Here is an 18,921-nt window from a genome sequence, read left to right as displayed (position 1 = left end):
GTGCACTCAGTAAATTACCGACGGTAGAAATGCGCCCACAGGCTCATTATATAAGCCCTTGCTCATTAATATCATAGGCTGTATAACCCTCAAGCCATTGCTAAAACACCATCGCATTATTTCAGAATTTCGCGACGGAAGTAAAAATCCCGGCCCTGCTATTGTGGTAGCAGCCCCTATCAGTGCTTTTAAGTCATTATTGGACTCTGCCACAGTATGTCCAAAAAAGCCCAATTGGGTGGTATAGCCGGTAATTTTCCCAAGGTGCTCCACCACCGAGGCGTTTCCATTATTGATAGCTTCCTGCAATTCTTGACGTCGATCATGGCCATGAACGTCAAAGCACAGTTCGTTGCACGGTTCCAAGTCGGTCATGTTGGCCGGTCGAACCTCAAATCCGGGCAGACTAAGGCCAAGAGCCGGTCCCTGAATGACTGATAATGGCTCTTTCACATCGAATCCAAGCTTCATATAGAGCGATAACGACCGGTTATGGTAAGCGGCCTGCACTAGACGCACTGCTGACATTTTAAGTTCAGTGGATCTTTGAATAACTTGTTCCATCAACCTTCGGCCAAGGGCGGCATTTTGATAACCTGGTGCAATAGTGATGGGCCCTACCCCTGCAATAGCGGTATGCAACCATAGAAAATTACTGCCAACTATTTTACCATCTACCTCAGCAACCACAGAGTATATATCTTTGTTCGCCAAGGCATAATCCATTAAACCCAAGGCCGATTCTAGATTTGGAAAATCAGGTGGAAAATTGTGATTCTCTGCAATGACTTTGAAAGCTTCATAGCAAATAACACTGCAGGCACTAGCATCTGATGCCCTACCTGGACGTAGTACAATATTCATGTTTGTTCATTTATATAATCAATAAATTCGTAGATAATTATTATATGTTAAGCGCCATTGTGAAAAAATATTCATGATATAGAACTGACGAATACCCATCCTACTGTAATGACAAGGACCTTATACATTTCCTTGAGTCTATGATTATGTAAGCAATTTTGCGTTTTCATTAGACCCCTCATTTGGAAGGTATTGTTTAAACTATTGGTAAAGCTAGGACCAATCTAAAGTTCTGGAAACCCGTTGTGGGTGAATTGGGGAAAACGCAAAATGAAGTGTCTAAAAACCTGTAATAATTGTAAGCACCATAAAGTATAAATCCTCATAACAAGCCTTGGCTTATTGGCCGATGGCCAACTAATAATACTTCAAAGTTCACCCATTTAATTATTTTCAAGATGGGAAGATATTGGAAAAAAATTATTCTATATGTTGCCTCAACCATAAAACTAACTTCCGCGCAAAAAAAAGATTTAAAACAAAATTCATATGACGCTTATGGTATTCAAAGCAATTTTTTGCTCCTTTCCCCGTAAGGCAATTTCACCCATTGGGATACTAATATGCTTTGCTCCTAGTTTCATCATTTGCAATAAGGCAGAAGAAATAAGGATTCTTACATTATAATGATTACACATTGCCTGAATTCGAGAGGTGGTATTTAGAACATCTCCCGAATAGACGATGTCCTTTTTAATTACCCCGATCTCTCCGGTAGTTGCCTTTCCCAAATGCAGGCCTGCTTTAAAAGTTGGTACGACCCCATATTTTGCAAGATATTTTGATTTCTTTCCTGCAATCTCTTTTTCAATTCTATAAAAGCAGAGGAGAGCATTATTATTTTTTATACCCCTATCCACGGGCCAGGAAATTACTACCTCATCGCCTACATACTGATAGATCTCGCCCAAGCTTTTGATGATTGGCACAGTTATATCCATATAGACATCTTTGAGCATTTCGAAAAACGTGCTGCTATCCATTTTTTCTGCAATCCCGGTGGCTCCCTTAAGGTCCAGAAACATGAAAATCCGATCTTCTTCCCTTGGCCGTCGGTACTTTCCAGTAATAAATTTCCAAAGAACGCCCTGACCCAATTTGTCATTGATTTGCAATACGAATTAGGTAGCGGAAATCAAAAGTCCCCAAATGGCCATTGTAGCAAAAAAGGATGGGACGCTAAGATCTACCACCAAATTTTGAACGGAATTGCTAAAGGACCTAGCTACTTCCCCTGATAAATTATAAAATACAAAAACCCATATGTAAAGACCAATTGCCAACAGTAACAGACACCATAGTACAAAATGGAGCCTAGAGCCAATTGTACCGTATTCATAGGATTTATAACTGTTAGAGACATATCTCTTGGAAACCAAGATAGTTCCCCCGATTAGTCCTCCGAAAACACTGAGGAACAAGGTGGCAATAAAGTCGGGCCAAAATTCGAAGGTACCACTCAGTTTGTGTAAATGAACCAAATCCAAAGTGGAAAAGTACCTGTAAATATAAAATACGGAATGTACTAGGGCCCAACACAAAGTAATAATTAAAATCCTTTGTATTTCCTTTGTACCAAGTACCTGATGTTTAAATAATATTGTTCCCATATAATGTCTCGTTTTATTGATCGGTGTTATGCTTTTCAGGTATTTCTTAAATCATCAATGAACCTGCTCGTGCTTTGAAATTGGGCCAGTTCCAAAAAATAACCAGCCCAAATTCCTCTATAGGTCTATATAAGCCTATGCTACAGATTTCAGAATTAAAATTTAAAACGTCTGTTTTCGAACCAGTGTACTCTTTTTGAGTTTTTGAAAGTTGAATATTTTCTTGATTCTGACGGCAATAATAATTCTCTTTTAAATGCTCTCATGTGTTTGTTTTTTAATTGTTTAGGAATATTATTTTTTTAATCAGGGTAAAATTAATGACACCTATAGAGGCTCAAAAGTGAAAGAGGATGAACTGGAAAAAAGAAGGTTTCAATTGATTTTATTTTTATTTTAGGTGTTGCCTTCCAGTTGCTATTTCTCTAGATTTTACGAGTATTTATTCCTTTCATGTTCAGCGAGTGTTACTGGCTACAATATGATTTTTAAAACAAAGGTATGGTTAGAGTAATTTGAAGGATTTATTCTTAAGGTCTATAAATGTGCTCAAAAGTCCATTCAATAAAGATTAAAGCCAATTACACAAAATTTAGAAGGCATTGTCTTTAAGTGCTATTGAGTGCTTCAGTCCCATGGAAAGAGAACCTGCCTATATGCCAGACTGATTATCAAAGTACGAGCAATTTTCATTAAACCAATCTTTGTGCCCTTACCTAATAATTGAGTGAGTGGAAGAGCTATACTGAGGTAGTCATGAATTAAGTAAAACGTGGAGTGAACTGTATTAAAATAGGAATGGTTTGAGATGGGACTATCAATTCCGTTTGTCGATCAAAATGCTGCCTTCTTACCTCAAAAACGGCTATACATCATGGCTAAAATTCTCGGAAAGGGGAATGAATTATTTTTATTATGAAATCCTAAAAATATACTGTCATGAAAAAAAATGTAAAGCTTTTTGGTCGCACTGTACTTATGTTACTCGCAATCAGTGCTTGCGAAAAAGACAATTTAGATGAGGATCCAATCCCCGTACCAGATTCGAAATTATTGTACAATGAAATGATAAAATCCTACAACAATGAAATGGTTTTAAAATGGGACAATGCCATTAGTTTGGCCATTGATAATTTAAGTCCACCGCCTCCGGAATCCAGGGCATATGCCATGGTAACCTTGGCAATGCATGACGCCTTGAACAATGTTGTTCCAAAGTATGAAACATACGCCCTGGATAATAGTGCGGTAGATCTAGAGGACGTTTCAAAGAAGGTCGTATCACAAATTGCAGATGCCGCGGTGTCACAGGCTGCACATGATGTACTAGTCATTGTGGCTCCAGATAAGAAGACCGATGCCGACGATCTTTTGGTGGAATGCCTCTCAAAAATCGAGAATTCGGGTTTCAAGGAGGACGGTATTAGAATAGGTAAAGAGGCAGCAGCCGCTATTTTGGAAAAAAGGGCAAAAGATTTAAAGCCTATGTTTGACACTTCTGATCAAGGAACACTGCCAGGTGATTATAGGTCCTATATGCCGTGGGCTGTGCCCAATTTTCCCATTTGGCCCGAAAATGCCGTGTATGCACCTGCTTGGGGAACAGTTGAGACTTTTGGCATTACTACAGGAAAACAGTTTAGACCTGGTCCACCATATCCCATCAATTCTCCAGAATACGCTTCTGATTATAAGGAAGTTTTGTCTATGGGATGCAACGAATGCCCTAATCGAACCCAGGAGCAATTAGACATGGGAGCGTTCTTTATTGAGAATTCTCCTAGTGCCATGAATCGTATTGCCAAATCTTTTGCCGTCAAGGAAAAGCTTAACGGATTTAAGACTGCCCGGCTTCTTGCCCTAACCCATATGGTTCTGGCAGATACCCATATTAGCATTTTTGATGCCAAATATTTCTATAATAGCTGGAGACCCATTACGGCGGTAAGGCAAGGCGATAACGATGGAAACGATAATACAGCGGGAGATCCGAATTGGATGATACCTCAACGTCCTGAGATAAGACCAACGCCACCAACACCAGCTTACCCATCCTCCCATGCCGCAAACGGGAGAGCTGCGGCAGAATTGTTCAAATTGTTCTTTGGTAAGGACAAAAAATTATTTACCGTAGAAAGTATTAGTCTGCCTGGTACAAAAAGAAACTATACAAGTTTTTCGCAACTTGCCAGTGAAATTTCACTTTCCAGGATATATATAGGTTATCATTTTCGACAAGATATAATTGAAGGTGAAAAAATGGGGAGGCAATTGGCTGAATTTGTTTATCACAATAATCTTAGGGAACTAAAATAAAAACCATTCCCAAATAGGATGCATTAAGCTCCGGTATTGATATAAGGCCGGAGCTTTTTTCCGTACAGGGCCTTTATTTCCTAAGGCCTTCCTATCCTCATTATTGGTCGATAACTAAATATTATCTATTTATGAAAAATCGTCTTTTATCTTCGATAAAGACAACAAGTATTCCAATGATATTTTTTTATATCGACTGTCAAATACACCTCCTTATTCCTTTCGTTTTCAATCTGATACCTTGGAAAAACTGGCCAGGGGAGCGTTAATAAATTGATTTATCGAAATGATGATTATAGAATAAATTTCACTAATTTTATTGAACAACATATGTATTGATCTCCCTGCGATTTTAAACAATTATAGATTCCGTAATTCAAGCTAATACTGGCTTGATTACAACGCACCCCCCCCTTTGTTTGTTGATTCGGTTCAAAACTATAGAGTTTTAATGATTTCATCATATAATCCAATCTGGGATGAAACTTTTCGCTTTTAAATTCGTGCTCTTAGCTTCTACATGCATCATTTATGGACAAACGGGACTGAAAGGCCGAATTGTCGATGAAAAGGGAAATGGATTATCTGATGTAAATATCTATTTGCAAATTTTTAACACGGGTACAAACAGTAATCCTGAAGGTTATTTTGAACTTGAACTTGAAAATGGCAATTATGCCGTCATATTTTCTTCCATTGGCTATTCCAGAAAGATACTGAATGTATCCATTCATAATGAAATGAAGAATCTAGGCGAAATAATATTAATTTCTTTATATGAGATAATGGATGAAGCGGTCGTTTCTGGCTCAAGAAGACTTGAAAAAATTACCCAAGCCCCTGCTTCCATAAATTTGATCAATGCAAGGCAATTAGAGAATATTGTCGGAAGTCCAGAGGAATTATTCGCCTTACAAAAAGGTGTGGATTTTACCCGAATCGGCAATTTTTGGGGTGCTATTAGCATCCGGGGTTTTAACAGTTCCTTCAACCAAAAAATGCTAATCCTAGACGATAACAGAATTGCACATACCCGTATTCGGACGCCAGTTGGTCCAATGAGTGCTTTTGTTAAGGAAGATATAGAACGTGTAGAAATTGTGTTGGGCCCATCCTCTGCTCTATATGGCCCCAACTGTTTAAATGGTCTGTTCAATACCATTTCCAAATCACCTTTTAAATATCGTGGAACAGATGTTATTTTGGGTACCGGTTCCAATGAATTATATACGGCAAGATTGCGTCATGCAAAAGTTTTAAATAACAAATGGGCCTATAAAATTACCTCGGAATATATATCGGGAAGAGAAGCTGAATTTACGGATTCAATTTATGTAGCTACTTCTACTCCAGGAGAATTTTTAGGAAAAAAAGAAGTTGGAGTGGATAGGAACGTTTCATTTGTCAAAGGATTAGCCTCGATATTTCATAGACCATCGGAAGATAGCGAAATAGGTCTGACATATGCCCTAAATCTCAACAACAGTATTTCCGTTGGGGGTGCGGGCAGAAATAATCTAAAAGATTGGAACAATTCAAGTCTGCAGGCAACATATAAATCCCCCCACTGGTTTGTTCAATTTTACAATACGTGGATCATATTGGATAACTCCACCAATGTATTAGCCCGAACTAAGAATTACTATATGCTTATTAACCAAGGGCTGTCTGAAAGTGAAGCGTTTGTAAATTCAAAGAAAGGTCCCCAGGCAGCCAGCATAGAGGAAGATTCATATCGTAATAATGCCGAGTTACAATATAATAATACATTGGGTAATACTAATTTTGTAATTGGTGCCCAGTATCAAAAGGAAAATGCCTTTAGCAACCATACTTATTTGCTGGATGAGGATGGCCCTATAGAATTAAACCAATTGGGCATATATGGCCAATTGATATACGACCTAAATGAAACCGGGCTGAAATTACTTTTTACAGCCAGGGGAGATCGTCACAGTTTATACGGTAATAACTTTTTACCCAAAGCAGGCATCACCTATACAAAAAATGAGGGAACTTGGCGAATAACCTTTGGTGAGGGGTATACTGCCCCTACCCTTATAAACACTCACCTAACGTTGGCAGGTGGAATTGTTTTAGGGAATAGTGACGGCTTTACTTTATCAGATGGTTCCAAAATAGACCCCATCCGCCCTGAAACTATCCGCACCTTGGAACTTGGCTATAAGCGTATTGTTTTTGACTGTAAATTATTTATGGATTTAGACGTTTATTACAACTGGTCTGAAGATATGATTGGCCCAATTTTTAATATCGCGCCACAAGGCACTTCAGGTGGTCCTGTGGTCACCCATAGAGGCAATCGGCCGATAACCGATTTCACCCAAGGTATAGCTCCAGGAATGCTTGACCCTGGAGCAGTCATAAATACCAACATAAATTTTGGGGAAGTACGGACTTATGGTTTTGACTTTGGCCTAAATTATTATTTTTCAAATAATTATAATCTTTCCCTAAACTATTCATATTTTGATTATTCGCTAGACAAGCACAATTTAAAAAATGACGGAAATTTTGACGGAAAAGTTACGGACAATGACCTTTCGGTCAATACACCCAAAAATAAGTTAAGTGCTGCATTTAATACACACAACAACAAATTTTACGCTACCCTTTTTGCACGCTGGGTCCAAAAGTATGATTTCTTTTCAGGTAGGAATGTGGCGGCCAAAACCAATATAAATAACATCTACAACGGATCTCCGGTAATTGAAGGCCAACGGGTGGGCGACCAGTGGAATTACGGACCATTAGGTGGGTTTTACCTTAGTGCCAATGGCAACTACCAGCTTTCAAAAACTCTTAATTTAGGCGTATATGTGAATAATATTATAGGCAAAGGCAACTATGAATTTGTAGTCACAGCCCCTACCGAAACCACTTTTGGTCTAGAGATAAAATTATCGCTTTTAAATGAATAGATCAATCCTCAAGGCTTAAAATGATTGAGGTATTGTCCGTTAACCTTTTAATTATTGAGGAAAAGCTTCTACCGATCGGCAGTTCTATTTTACCAATTTCAACATCGTATTTTGTATACGCGGTTACTTGGTTGATAGCAACCACAAAAGAACGATGTATCCGCAAAAATAAATTCTGTGGCAACATTTTTTCAACGGCACTGATCGTAAGCTTTACCTTGACCATATCCGTTTTTTTATGGATTACTATATAATCCTTATAACTTTCTATGTAAAGAATATCCTCTAAAAATACTTTTACCATTTTCCGATCGGACCTAAAATATAAAAACCCCGGGCCATGGTCAGCAAGAGCCACATCAACCATGGTGGTTTGGCAAAACTTGTTAACCGCCTTTAAGAACCGCTCAAAGGAAATAGGTTTTAACAGATAATCAATAGCATCCAGTTCAAAAGCCTCGATAGCGTAATCTTTATGGGCGGTGGTAAAAATAACCTTAGGGGGGGATTGAAGTGTCTTTAAAAGCTGTGTGCCCAACAATTTTGGCATATTGATATCTAGAAAAATCAGATCAACCTTTTGGTTGTTCAAAATATTGATTGCTCTGAAACCGTTATTACAAGTCCCAACAATCTTTAGTTGATCTAAAGAACTTATGTAGCTTTCAAGAATCTTGATCGCATGGGGCTCATCATCTACAATTATACAATTATATTTCATCGGTCAATTGTTATTAGTTTTTTATGACATCAGGTATTCCTATAGTTTAGGTGCACTAGAACTTTAAATTCTAGTTGGGTTACTATCTATAATTCTTAAGGTACCGTTCAAAATCTCATTTAATTGGCTAGGTTCAAAACCAACTCATCCTCATATTGTTTCTCCAATTCTTCCAAATTGATTTCAAGGCTTACCACAAACACTTCGTCCAACATCACAGTTTCCAATGTATGATTATGTTTATATAATAGCTCCAGTCTTTGTCTTACATTTTGAAGCCCCAATCCTCCCATTCTGGTTTTTGCCTCTTCAGGGTCTACACTGTTCACCAATTTGAAGCACATTTTGAAACCCTCCATGGAAAGATGAAAACTTATCCAACAGGTGTCTATCTGCCTACTGGTTCCGTGTTTAAAGGCGTTTTCCAAAAAAGGAAGCAATAGCAACGGAGCAATCTGATATTTCCCAATGTCGCCGGTAATCGTTAGGGACAGGTCCAATCTTTCACCATAACGCAATTTTTCGAGAGATATATAGTTCTGTAACAATTCAATCTCCTTGACCAGGGAGATTTTAGGGACGTTGCTATCATAGATCATAAACCGCAGGAGACCGGAAAGTTTCATCACGATCTCTGGAGATCTGGGTGACGATTCCAAGGTATGTGAATACAGATTATTAAGGGTATTGAATAAAAAATGGGGATGTAACTGCGCCTTCAACAGTTTTAGTTCCGCAACCGTTTTCTGTTGTTCGGCTTCAATGGTACGCTTCCTTTGCAAATACCAGTATTTTAACAACTTAATTGATAAAGCGATTCCCGCAACATGTAAAAAAGGCAGTACGTTTCTACCCACTGTCATGGTCATTCCCTTAAAACTATCTATATCAGATGACTATTGTAGTTGGGCCAAAATAGTATAAACAATACAGAACAACAATACAACTGACAGCCCGACAAAAAAATGCAAAAATTTGTTTTTAAGAAGGAATCTTGGCACCAAAAAATAGAGTAGGGAATACACCATAATAATATGCCCCGGTAAAAAATAAAGAGAATTGATAAAAGACATTTTTGGATTGACATTGAAGCCGAAGCCCCATGCAAAATAGGTGACGATCAAGGCCCAAAAAATTAGGTGTAGCCCAATTGTTTTCAGGCTGATGGAATCTTGGAATCGACGCAGGGTAGCCATAAGTTCCGTATACAAAAAGTCTCTATTAAAATTAATAAATATACTCCACATCAAAAAATTTGATGACGAACAACCAATTTTCGTAGATGGAAGATTAATATTGAGCGGTCTATCCATTTGTCAATTGAACCTGGTCCTTTGTACATCAAGTATCAAACAATTAGGTAATTGCATTTATGTTATTAAGTGAATTAACTTAAAATATTTTGCGAGTAATTAAAGCCTTTTTGAGCAATAGACTTCTCAAATTGGATAAAAACCCATGTAAAATTAATTAAAAGCCGAATAGTTTAAGTTAAGTTATGGGGATAGTTCACTAAATTTGTAAACTCTAAATAATGGCATTTGAAAAATATAGCTTTATATATTTCGATTGCGATTTATACTTTGGCAGGCTTTGCCCAAATGCCTGAACCAAAGCGTTATAATTTTACCCATTATACAATAGAATCCGGGCTTCTTTCTTACCAGGTAAATTGCACCGTTCAAGATGATGAGGGCTTTATCTGGATCGGCACCAACGAGGGGCTGCAACGATATGATGGTATTCGCTTTAAGAATTTTGGACAAGTGGAGAACGATTCTTCCTCTCTCCTATCAAAAGCAATTTTACAAATACTTATAGATAAGAATAGAAATTTCTGGATACTTACCCTAGATGGCGAAGTAGGGGTATTTGATACCCAATCATTTACTGTAAATGAAGCCCGTGTTGAGGTAAAAACAGGATTATTGCTGAGTTCGCTTACCGTGCCCAAAAAACTGATAACTGACGATGATGGAACTGTTTTTTTATTGGTCCCGGGGGAAGAATTACTAACTTATAATAAAGATAAGAACCAATTCTCGGCCGCCCATAATTTCTTCGAGCCAAAATCTGAATGGAGAATTGTAGATTTTATTCCACAGAAAGGAACTAAAAAATACTGGATGTGCCTATCAGATTACGGTCTTGCGGTTTACGATCTGAGCATGGGTCATTTAAGCTATAACGGTAATAATATTGGTCAGGAAATACTAATCGAACACTTTAAAACCTCTACAAACCCGAATAAATTATTTTTTGATGGGAGAGACAGAGTGTGGCTTGTCAATATTGATGATGGGCTGCACTATTTATATTGCTATGACCTAAACAAACAGGAAACAATACTTAACAATTATGGTTTTCTGGAACAAGTACCCCGATACCATGAAATACATCATTTCTTGGAACAGAAAGATGGCAGTATATGGATTTCGGGTATCAATATTTTTGCAAAATATCTTGAAAAGGAAAAGCAATTTCAACAAGTATTTAATGGCTATGTGGACGACCGCAGCATTGAGTTCATTGTGATCACTAGCATTAATGAAGGTAGGGAACACAATATTTGGGTTACTACAGGAAATAACGGAATATTTCGTTTTAATCCGTCCGAAGAATTTTTCACCAATATAGGGTACACCTCCAAACTTGTCGGCAAACTTGGTACCGGTGCCCCCATAACCTTCATGCACGATCTTGACGGCAGTATTTTAGTAGGGGTCTGGAACGACCATCTATATCGCTATGACCATGACCTTAAACCGCTGCCATTGGGCATAAAGGGGTTTAAGGCCAATGAGATAAATACTATAGTCCGTATGTGCCAATCTCGTAAAGACAAGATTATTTGGATGGCTGTCAAGAATGGTATCTACAAATATGATCAACAAAAGAGGCAGGTAAAGTTTTATCAACTTCCCATGTTGAGAAGTAGGATTCGCGAGATTGAGGAAGACAAAGAGGGGAATCTATGGCTTGGTTTACAGGACCATGGTGTATACAAATGGTATGCAAAAAAGGGAGAAATCGATTTTGAACAAGGTATTACCCATTTTTTGCCTACCCCAGAAACACGAATCAATAAAATTATAATAGATAACAAAGGGTTTGTATGGGTGGGCACACATACCAAAGGCTTATACGTAATTGACCCAAAAACCGATTCCGTGGTCCATCATTTTCATGACAAAGCCACTAACGGACTGAAATTGTCCGATCAAATGGTTTCCACGATACTAGATTACAATGATAGCCTAGTCGTGATAGGCACAAGTACCAATTTACTGCTTTACAATAAGGTACAACAAAAACTGTCCGTTCTTGGACATGATAAAGACCTTCCCGGATTTATTAAATCCATGGAAAAAGACAGTGCCGGGTATCTGTGGGTGTCTTCCACTGGGGGATTGTCCCGAGTGAATGTAAAGAACAGGATTTTTGTGAAATTCAACAGGAAGGATGGTATCAGAAATGACTTTTTCGTGATTTCGGCCTCGCATCTCCTGCCAGATGGAAGAATGATTTTTGGTGCTTCTGAAAGTATGGTCGTCTTTAACCCAAATACTATTAAAATCAACACAAGTTATCCAGTTGTGAATATAACCGATTTCAAGGTAACTAACCGATCCTTGTCCGTGGATTCATTGTTACGACTTCAATCAATAGAATTGACCCACAACCAAAATTCCATTTCCATTGACCTCTCTACAATGTCATACAACACCCCTTATGGCATAAAATATAAATTGGAGGGCCTTGATAATGAATGGAAAACAGCGGATCTATCCAAGCAACTAATTTACCCATATCTACCACCAGGTTCATATCAATTTCAGGCAAATTCAATTAATGCTGAAGGTGAGGAAGGTACAAATCCTTTAATGCTGAACATTACGGTAGGAACACCATTTTGGAAAACCAGATGGTTTTACGGGTTACTTGCCCTAGCAATCGGTTTCATTTTTTTCTGGTTTGATAAAATTCGGATGCAGCGCAAGGAAGTGGTACATAAAATGCGGAGCAATATCGCCACTAGCCTCCACGGGGAGGTAAACATGGCGTTGAATCAAATCAATATTCTAAGTGAGATGGCCAAAATTAAAGCAAAGACCAATCCGCAAAAATCCACGGAATTCATCGATCAGATACACGCTAAAAGCCACAATATGATTATCTCTATGGATGATATGCTTTGGAGCATTTCACCTGACAACGACAGTATGGGAAAAACGGTTGATCGCATGAGGGAGTATATAGATGCCCTGAATAATCGTCATAATAGTAGGATAGAAATTTTGGTGGACAGTAGAGTCAAATCATTGCAATTGGACATGAAATTTAGGCACGAGGCTTTTTTATTGTTTAAGGATAGTATCTTGGGTTTGGTAAATGCCTGCGCTTCAAAGTGTAAGATTCACTTGACATTGGAAAAATCGAACCTTATCTACACAATGTTATTCAATAGTAAATGTTGTGATATTCAGCAGCTGAACAATCTGAAATATCGTCAAGAACTTGTCAAAAGGGCAGAAGCTACCAGTACGGCAATAAACCTACAGGTACTTGGGAACAATTCGATATTAGAATTGAAAATACCGATTGTGCGTTAGAAAAGAAATGCAGTTTGATATTGAAAACAGAATGCTTTGAATGGCGGAACAAAATCATTTTCCCATCCATTTTTTAAAGGCCGTTACCTTTTCCCTGCTTACCAAGGCTTGTTTATCCACCGGCGGTTTTAAACCAAGTAAAAGTCGATTTCCGAAATAATCTTCAATTTTATCTACACTATTGATTGAAATATAGAACGAACGGCTGATGCGAAAATATTTTTGGGTATCGAGCATTTCCTCAAGTTCCTCCATAGTATAATCTACAACGAAAGTCCGGTTATCCGTAGTTTTGAAAAAGTTAAGTCTACCGTCGCTAAAAAAATAGGAAATCTCCTCAATTTCAATGCTAATTAGTTTTTGGCCCTGCTTGACCAAGAAGCGTTTACGATATTCCTTGGGTTGTAATTTATGCTGAAGCTCCTTTACCAAACTATCAAAGTCAGTATTGGGACGTTCCGTGCCTTTTAATCTTTCAAATTTGTTAATGGCGGCCTCCAACTCATCTTTTTGGATGGGTTTAAGCAAATAATCAACACTATTTACCTTGAAAGCCTTTAAGGCAAACTCATCGTAAGAGGTTGTGAAGATAACGGGACTATTTACCTGTATAAGGTTGAAAATTTCAAAACTTTGACCATCGGCTAGCTCTATATCCATCAAAATTAATTCAGGAGATGGATTATCTTTCAACCATTGCACTGTGGTTTTGATACTATCGGTAGTACCAATAACCTCAATTGACGGGTCTACCGCTTCCAATGTTTTTCGAAGTTTTTTTACCGCTAGGTCCTCATCTTCAACAAGTAATATTTTCATGTTCTGCTGTTTTAAAGGAGGTTACTATAAAATTAGCATAAAACAATATCCACCAACAAGAAAATTTAATTGATAGGGCAAACAACTGTATGAATTGTGGTTTTCTGCAAATGAACTGTTTTTCCAAGTTTAGGGTGTCTATCCCATTTAGACCTGACTTGGTTGTTGGTTCCATATGAGGGGCAAAACCACTGTAAAATTTTTTTCATCCGCCATAACAAGAAATCCCGATTGTTTCAATAATGAATACTTTGTTTTTATGTTTTTTAGGCCAACTTGGGTGCTGGTAGCTTTTACCGTTAGCGGTTGGTGATTGTTACTTACTACAAGTTTGTTTCCAGCCGCTGTAAAAATATCGATTACCAGAGGATTTTTTTTTGAAAGTGCATTGTGTTTAACAGCATTTTCAACTAGCAATTGTAGGGTCAGAGACGGCAACAAATATGGGTCGTAACGTTTGTCAATTTGAATATTGAGCTGAACCGAATCGCCGTACCTCGTTTGCAAAAGGTTGAAGTAAGATTCAATAAATCTGATTTCTTGTGCTACTGTACTTACGCCTTCTTCATTATTCTTTAGGAGATAACGGTACACTTTGCTCAGCTCGTTCAGAAAAACTTCTGCTCGCTTTTTATCCACACTTATTAATGACGATAACGTATTAAGACAATTGAATAAAAAATGTGGGTTTACCTGATTTTTTAACGTATCGAAATCCTGGTGTACGGCAAGTTCCTGCATAGTTTCCTTTTCCCTCGCACTTTGTTTCATTTTTGAAAAAACATAGTCGGCTTCGTAGAGTGTTTCAAAAATACTATTTACACCAACTCCAACCAGCAAGCCTTTAAAAAGATCATCGTTTTGAAACTGGTACTCCAATATATGAAAGCGATCATAGATAACAAGTATAAACAATATACTGGGGGTCATAACAAAAAATAGTACCAGTGCTTTTCCCAGAACCCTTTGTCTGCTCTGATTCAGCTCAGGATATTTCCTTTCTATCCAATCGGCATAGAGTACATGGAAATACCATGAAAAAATGCCAATCCCATAAATAAGTGGCATGGAGCATACCCATACCTTATAATCTTTCCAAAGTCGATCGTCATATAGAATTAAGTTTACAATCGCCGAAATCAATGGCATTGAAAACAAAAATGAATACAATTCCAGTTTAGGTGGTTTAATTAATTTCATGGCGTCAACTCCTTTATTTTATGGATTAGGGGAAGTTTAATCACCCGGTGTTGTCCAGACGCTTCATCAATTATAATCGGCTGATCCAATAATTCATATTTATTGATCAAATTGTCAAGGTTAGCTTCAAAGTCCATAGTGTCCGTAATAACTTTAGGCTCGATGTTGTTCACTATTTCAAGCATGTCCTTACCATTGGAACTAATGGAGATTAAAAGGGGATCGCTTTTACAGAGCTTATTTTTTGCGAAGGCATTTTCAATAATCACTTGTAAGGTTAGGGGAGCGATAAATTTAACTTTATCCCCCTCATCAACTGCTATCTTTAACTGAAGTCCATCACCGAATCTGGCTTTCAACAAATGCTTGTAGGAATCTACAAAATTCAATTCGGTTTGTAGGGTTACCAGGGGTTCATCATCGTTTCGCAACATATATCGATATACCCTGCTCATTTCATCAAGGAAATTTTCAGCCCGCTGTTCATCTTCTTGTATTAAACAGGACAGGCAATTTAAGCTGTTGAACAAAAAATGTGGATTCACCTGACTTTTCAGGCCTTGCAACTGACTTAGTCTATAAGCTTGGTTTAACTTTTCAGTTTCATTCTGATTTATCTGCCACTCTTTGAATCGGGAAATACCTTCCATTAAAAAAGTAAGAAAAATGCTTATAATACCCAGTGCCAGATAACTCCAGGCAAAGGCACTCTCATTGAACCGGTAATTAAAATAGGGTATTGATTCGAACAAATTGAAAAGGGCAACTAAAAATAGTCCCGTCGTTATTAAAAAGGTAATGACCATCAAAGTCAAGCGTATTGGAACATCCTCCTCGGAGGGATATCTTTTCCTAAAAAAAACCGCAATGGCACCACAGGTCACAAAATCAAGGCAAAACCACACAAATGAAACTATCGTTGCAAATAAAAAATATCCTGGGCTTGAAAAATATTGCGACCCGAAATTGATACAATTAAGCAAAAAAGCATATACAGGTGATATGAGAATCATCACCTGGTTATCCAAACCATTGTATTGTGGTAAATGTATTTTCATTATGTTTCCAAATTTGCGATTATTTTAATTTGACAACTTTCGAAACCCACAGACATAATAAAGATAGGTATGAAATGGATAAGGCCTGAATAAACCGTCAATTTTTAATTGGGTATTACCTTCTAATTATTCAAATAGCAATTCTTTCTCATGACAGCACCAAAAACCTGTCTCACTTTTCCCGGAAACAGGTATTTTTTTTTGCCTAACGCCCATAACTTTAGAAAGATTTTATCTTGCGGAAAGATTTTGCTTTAAATCTTCCATTGATATGGGAGGTGGCACTATGTTGGATACTGGTTTTGTGGTTTTCAGATAATAATAAATTGAGCTTAAATCTTCATCTGTCAAATTATTATAGAAATACCAGGGCATAAGGGGTAACAAATCCCTGGAATTCTCTAGCCCTTTATATTTACCTTTCCGTATTGCACGAATAAAATTTTCCTCTGTCCAATTACCAATTCCACTTGGATCACTGGTTAAATTCGCCGCAAAGGACTGGCCCCATGGGCCTAGATGACTGGTCCCATCCGGATTGAACATGATCCATCCATTGGATATGGAATTCAGGTCGATAGGAGGTACGGTCCCGTTGGATGGAAATCCCGATAAATCAAGTTCCGGAATTATTTCAGGACCATTTGCCCCCATACTTTTGGGCGAATGACAATCGGCACACCCAATCGAATTGACCAAATATGCCCCTCGAGAAACAAGGTCGGTTGAATCCATAATAGCGGTGGCTGCTACAGGAACTACTGTTTCGTCGGCCTTTTTTGATTTGCCCATACATGCCAGAATGGTAATTAAAACAATACCGACCAAAATCGAAAAATTTAAAATTGACTTACGCATAACATTTAAAATTTAATTAATTGAGATTAAAAATGACCGTGAAATGATGATATTCCCAACAGCTTGCAAATAGGCCTAGCTGCAGTTTAAAATCAAACGAAGTTATTTTACAGCTATCTCTTTAACATAGTGGACATGTATGAATTGAGGAAAACAATGTATGAAGTGTATAATAATTATAACTAGGCAATAGGGCATTAGTTTACCAGGTTATTGTTAAAGTAATAATAGTCGACTAACATCCATTTTTGTGACGTTAACGAACGGGAATAATGGATTTAAAGAATCCTTATAAACCCTCACTGAAAATAGAAAAGCGAAGGCCAGCGCCTTCGTACTTTTTTAGTTTCCCATGTTCGCCCAAACTGTGTTTGGAAAACTTATCATAACAGGATTTACAGAATCCTTATAAACCCTCACTGAAAATAGAAAAGTGAAGGCCAGCGCCTTCATACTTTTTTTTGTTTCCCACGTTCGCCCAAACTGTGTTTGGAAAACTTATCATAACAGGATTTACAGAATCCTAATGAACCCTCACTGAAAATAGAAAAGTGAAGGCCAGCGCCTTCATACTTTTTTTTGTTTCCCACGTTCGCCCAAACTGTGTTTGGCAAACTTATCAGAACAGGATTTACAGAATCCTAATGAACCCTCACTGAAAATAGAAAAGCGAAGGCCAGCGCCTTCATACTTTTTTTGTTTCCCACGTTCGCCCAAACTGCGTTTGGCTCCATGGGAAACAAAAAAAGTGATTTGCTAATGCAAATCACTTTTTTGCTTGGTCGGGATGACAGTCCTAAGAACCACACCTCAACACGTTAATTATCAATTATTTACATTTAATTTTTAGTACGGTTAACCGATATCTAAACTCGGTTGAAAATGGCATATTTAAAAGCCCATTTTTGATGTCTATTGCAACACAAAATTAAGCAATATTAAATAGAAGAGGTATTGATTATATATTTAAAACTACAAAATAAAGTTTTATATAGTATAATCATTCAAACACAACCTTACTAATTATAAAAGTATTCTCATCGATAGGTTCCCTGTCATATTCGTTTATATCACTTCCAGAGCCGACTCGCCAAATATCGATATTGTCAAACTTTATTGCTAAAAGCATAGATATAAATGTAAATGGTTTAGGACCTAACGGTGCAATAATGATACTGTATTCATCTTTCAATAAATAATACACTGATGTTAACTCCCTTTCTAATTTTAGAAGGTTATTTACTGGAAATTCTACAATATGTTTTGCCGTACTTAAAAGGTTAGCGTTATTTTCCTCTATTGTACTGACAAAATCGGAATCTAAGGCCGGCTTTGTATAAAATAAGTAAGAAATTTTTGGATCTAAATGTTCAATTATTCCTTCTGCCTTATTTTGTTCATAACCTAAACATACGACTAAAGCCTTAGGCTTATCGGTTGGAACAATGTATTTACCTGGTAATGGAGCTACCTCAGAATTCGGCTTGGGAGGAAAGGGTTTAGTAAACTTCGAGGGGGTGTAAACAAAATAGACTGTGATATTTTTGAAACCTAAATTTTTCTTATTGAGAAATAGAATGAGAGTATAATACCAAGGTTTAGTCATACAGGAATAATCAACAACTAATTTCAAATCTTGAATATTAGTGAAATTTTGCAATTCCCTATTTAACAACTCGGAAATGTCAAGATGGCTTTTTATTAAAATACTGTCGAATTGCCTTATACTATCCTTTTCATCAATATCTTCCTTATATAATAAAGCAATTGATTTTCTTATTTTATTATTTGCATTAATACGGTTATAAGCAGTAAAAACTCTTTTTTCGTGATTTTTACCAAATAAGAAAAGTGAGATATCAATATTGACCATCTCTTCGACTTCAATCTGCTTACCAAATTTAATTTTCATTCGACTAA

The 18,921-nt window shown here is 37.3% G+C and carries 13 protein-coding genes; 3 read left to right on the top strand and 10 right to left on the bottom strand.

What is annotated here, in order from left to right:
- Positions 1 to 6 precede the first annotated feature (6 nt).
- The 3 genes from H4O18_RS07045 to H4O18_RS07035 form a co-directional block, all read right to left on the bottom strand.
- Positions 7 to 864 (bottom strand): GNAT family N-acetyltransferase, encoded by an 858-nt coding sequence (locus tag H4O18_RS07045; RefSeq protein WP_187582848.1) that lies wholly within the window; start codon positions 862 to 864, stop codon positions 7 to 9.
- 485 nt (positions 865 to 1,349) lie between these two features.
- Positions 1,350 to 1,979 (bottom strand): adenylate/guanylate cyclase domain-containing protein, encoded by a 630-nt coding sequence (locus H4O18_RS07040; protein ID WP_222942359.1) that lies wholly within the window; start codon positions 1,977 to 1,979, stop codon positions 1,350 to 1,352.
- A 6-nt stretch (positions 1,980 to 1,985) separates the two neighbouring features.
- Positions 1,986 to 2,474 (bottom strand): hypothetical protein, encoded by a 489-nt coding sequence (locus tag H4O18_RS07035; RefSeq protein WP_187582844.1) that lies wholly within the window; start codon positions 2,472 to 2,474, stop codon positions 1,986 to 1,988.
- A gap of 939 nt (positions 2,475 to 3,413) precedes the next feature.
- On the opposite strand from H4O18_RS07035, the gene H4O18_RS07030 reads away from it, so the two are divergent.
- Positions 3,414 to 4,790, top strand: coding sequence for a vanadium-dependent haloperoxidase (locus H4O18_RS07030; RefSeq protein ID WP_187582842.1), 1,377 nt, complete (start codon positions 3,414 to 3,416; stop codon positions 4,788 to 4,790).
- A gap of 479 nt (positions 4,791 to 5,269) precedes the next feature.
- Complete coding sequence (locus H4O18_RS07025) at positions 5,270 to 7,732, top strand: TonB-dependent receptor (protein WP_187582840.1); 2,463 nt, start codon at positions 5,270 to 5,272, stop codon at positions 7,730 to 7,732.
- A 1-nt stretch (position 7,733) separates the two neighbouring features.
- Here the strand turns inward: H4O18_RS07025 and H4O18_RS07020 are convergent, their stop codons facing one another.
- Complete coding sequence (locus tag H4O18_RS07020; protein WP_187582838.1) at positions 7,734 to 8,453, bottom strand: LytR/AlgR family response regulator transcription factor; 720 nt, start codon at positions 8,451 to 8,453, stop codon at positions 7,734 to 7,736.
- Between the two features lie 119 nt (positions 8,454 to 8,572).
- Positions 8,573 to 9,322, bottom strand: coding sequence for a sensor histidine kinase (locus tag H4O18_RS07015; protein ID WP_187582836.1), 750 nt, complete (start codon positions 9,320 to 9,322; stop codon positions 8,573 to 8,575).
- A gap of 672 nt (positions 9,323 to 9,994) precedes the next feature.
- Between H4O18_RS07015 and H4O18_RS07010 the strand changes: the two genes are divergently transcribed.
- Positions 9,995 to 13,066 carry a ligand-binding sensor domain-containing protein gene (locus tag H4O18_RS07010; RefSeq protein WP_187582834.1) on the top strand — a complete coding sequence of 1,024 codons (3,072 nt, stop codon included), beginning with the start codon at positions 9,995 to 9,997 and terminating at the stop codon, positions 13,064 to 13,066.
- A 54-nt stretch (positions 13,067 to 13,120) separates the two neighbouring features.
- On the opposite strand, the gene H4O18_RS07005 is transcribed toward H4O18_RS07010, so the two are convergent.
- The 5 genes from H4O18_RS07005 to H4O18_RS06985 form a co-directional block, all read right to left on the bottom strand.
- The gene (locus H4O18_RS07005) at positions 13,121 to 13,885 is read right to left on the bottom strand and encodes a LytR/AlgR family response regulator transcription factor (protein WP_187582832.1); all 765 of its coding nucleotides are present in this window, start codon (positions 13,883 to 13,885) and stop codon (positions 13,121 to 13,123) included.
- A 147-nt stretch (positions 13,886 to 14,032) separates the two neighbouring features.
- Positions 14,033 to 15,085: a sensor histidine kinase gene (locus H4O18_RS07000; RefSeq protein WP_187582830.1), complete on the bottom strand. Its 1,053-nt coding sequence runs from the start codon at positions 15,083 to 15,085 to the stop codon at positions 14,033 to 14,035.
- Entirely contained in the window at positions 15,082 to 16,143 is a 1,062-nt protein-coding gene (locus H4O18_RS06995) for a sensor histidine kinase (RefSeq protein ID WP_187582828.1), read from the bottom strand. Before H4O18_RS06995 ends, H4O18_RS07000 begins: the two co-directional genes overlap by 4 nt.
- A gap of 231 nt (positions 16,144 to 16,374) precedes the next feature.
- Positions 16,375 to 17,001, bottom strand: a complete 627-nt coding sequence (locus H4O18_RS06990; RefSeq protein WP_187582825.1) for a c-type cytochrome — start codon at positions 16,999 to 17,001, stop codon at positions 16,375 to 16,377.
- Between the two features lie 1,000 nt (positions 17,002 to 18,001).
- Positions 18,002 to 18,913, bottom strand: coding sequence for a hypothetical protein (locus H4O18_RS06985; protein WP_187582823.1), 912 nt, complete (start codon positions 18,911 to 18,913; stop codon positions 18,002 to 18,004).
- Positions 18,914 to 18,921: the final 8 nt, after the last annotated feature.

The organism is Arenibacter arenosicollis (assembly GCF_014397245.1).
Classification (GTDB): domain Bacteria; phylum Bacteroidota; class Bacteroidia; order Flavobacteriales; family Flavobacteriaceae; genus Arenibacter; species Arenibacter arenosicollis.
Note: the sequence above shows the minus strand (reverse complement) of the source record. Positions and strands in the feature narration are given on the sequence as shown.

Excerpts from the sequence above, each read along its gene's own strand:
- H4O18_RS07035 (WP_187582844.1), bottom strand. The coding sequence starts at position 2,474 with ATGGGAACAATATTATTTAAACATCAGGTACTTGGTACAAAGGAAATA.
- H4O18_RS07020 (WP_187582838.1), bottom strand. The coding sequence starts at position 8,453 with ATGAAATATAATTGTATAATTGTAGATGATGAGCCCCATGCGATCAAG.
- H4O18_RS07045 (WP_187582848.1), bottom strand. The coding sequence starts at position 864 with ATGAATATTGTACTACGTCCAGGTAGGGCATCAGATGCTAGTGCCTGC.
- H4O18_RS06990 (WP_187582825.1), bottom strand. The coding sequence starts at position 17,001 with ATGCGTAAGTCAATTTTAAATTTTTCGATTTTGGTCGGTATTGTTTTA.
- H4O18_RS06995 (WP_187582828.1), bottom strand. The coding sequence starts at position 16,143 with ATGAAAATACATTTACCACAATACAATGGTTTGGATAACCAGGTGATG.
- H4O18_RS07025 (WP_187582840.1), top strand. The coding sequence starts at position 5,270 with ATGAAACTTTTCGCTTTTAAATTCGTGCTCTTAGCTTCTACATGCATC.
- H4O18_RS06985 (WP_187582823.1), bottom strand. The coding sequence starts at position 18,913 with ATGAAAATTAAATTTGGTAAGCAGATTGAAGTCGAAGAGATGGTCAAT.
- H4O18_RS07005 (WP_187582832.1), bottom strand. The coding sequence starts at position 13,885 with ATGAAAATATTACTTGTTGAAGATGAGGACCTAGCGGTAAAAAAACTT.
- H4O18_RS07030 (WP_187582842.1), top strand. The coding sequence starts at position 3,414 with ATGAAAAAAAATGTAAAGCTTTTTGGTCGCACTGTACTTATGTTACTC.
- H4O18_RS07000 (WP_187582830.1), bottom strand. The coding sequence starts at position 15,085 with ATGAAATTAATTAAACCACCTAAACTGGAATTGTATTCATTTTTGTTT.
- H4O18_RS07015 (WP_187582836.1), bottom strand. The coding sequence starts at position 9,322 with ATGACCATGACAGTGGGTAGAAACGTACTGCCTTTTTTACATGTTGCG.